The following is a 1,114-nucleotide window of genomic DNA, read 5'->3' as shown; positions in this document are numbered from 1 at the left end:
ATCTTCAGGGGGGAGTTTTATATTTGCATCGCGATAGGTTGTGTAAGCTATGCGACCAAGCTTTTTCATGAGACCAGTAGGAATGGTAGGCGCTTTAAAGCCTGCTGCTTTCGCTTTTGACATGTCACTAAACATTTCACCTTCACCAGTAGCTAGCCATTCCACAGATATACCGCAAACATTTTTGTACATTACCAACATTGATACAGGTGGTTCGCGCAAGCCAGTTTCATAATTACACATAGTACTTTCAGGTGCTGCAAGATGTTCAGCAAACTGCTTGCGCTCCGTGAAACCAAGGGCGCGTCGCACTTCACATAGCCGCTTTGCTAGTTCTGTTTTAGGTTCTTTTTTAGGGCGTGCCAAAAATGCTCCTTATTCATATTTAGGTTAGCTTAAATTACAGGATTTTAAAAAGAGATTTCCCCATTCATTTTAGAGTAGCATTAAGCCGTATTTTGTGTAGTTTCTAGATGTACTCTTTCAGCTTCTATTTGACGCTTTAAATGAATTTTAAGAAGAGGGAAAGTCGCTTCGACCTCTTCCATGTCGTTGATGTCTTGAACAAGCTCTTGCAGTTTTTTATAAAGTTCCGCCGCGCGTTCCGCTATATCTTCAGGGGGGAGTTTTATTTTAGCATCGCGATAGGTTGTATAAGCTATGCGACCGAGCTTTTTCATGAGACCAGCAGGAATGGTAGGTGCTTTAAAGCCTGCTGCTTTCGCTTTTGCCATGTCACTAAACATTTCACCTTCACCAGTGACAAGCCAATGAGGATTAATGTTATAGGCTGTATAATAGGCGTTAATTGCTGAGGATGGAGGCTCATGTGCTCCGATTTCATAATTGGCAAGGGTATTGCGTTGTAAATTAAGGCGTTGCGCAAAAATGCTCCGCTCTTCGTTTCCGAGTATTCGTCGTACTTCACGCAAGCGTTTTGCCAGTTCTGTTTTTGGTTCTACTTCTGGACGTGCCAAAAAAAATCACCTCTATACAAAATAAATTGTTTACAACACAAAATATTTGGTATATATATCTAATTACCGCCCGATATAGAGGGCAGATATTTTACAATTAACCCCACAAAAAACGGATGTGGGAGCATCCGTTTGAA

2 protein-coding genes are annotated in these 1,114 nt (G+C 41.3%); both read right to left on the bottom strand.

The features are described 5' to 3' along the window. Positions 1-366: helix-turn-helix domain-containing protein (locus tag ACFIJS_RS08995; protein ID WP_375651276.1), on the bottom strand; the 366-nt coding region annotated here is incomplete at its 3' end. Between the two features lie 80 nt (positions 367-446). Further along, positions 447-977 (bottom strand): helix-turn-helix transcriptional regulator, encoded by a 531-nt coding sequence (locus ACFIJS_RS08990; RefSeq protein WP_375651274.1) that lies wholly within the window; start codon positions 975-977, stop codon positions 447-449. Positions 978-1,114 lie beyond the last annotated feature (137 nt).

This window comes from Bartonella sp. OT172YNZD (genome assembly GCF_042193725.1).
Lineage (GTDB): Bacteria > Pseudomonadota > Alphaproteobacteria > Rhizobiales > Rhizobiaceae > Bartonella > Bartonella grahamii_A.
Note: the sequence above shows the minus strand (reverse complement) of the source record. Positions and strands in the feature narration are given on the sequence as shown.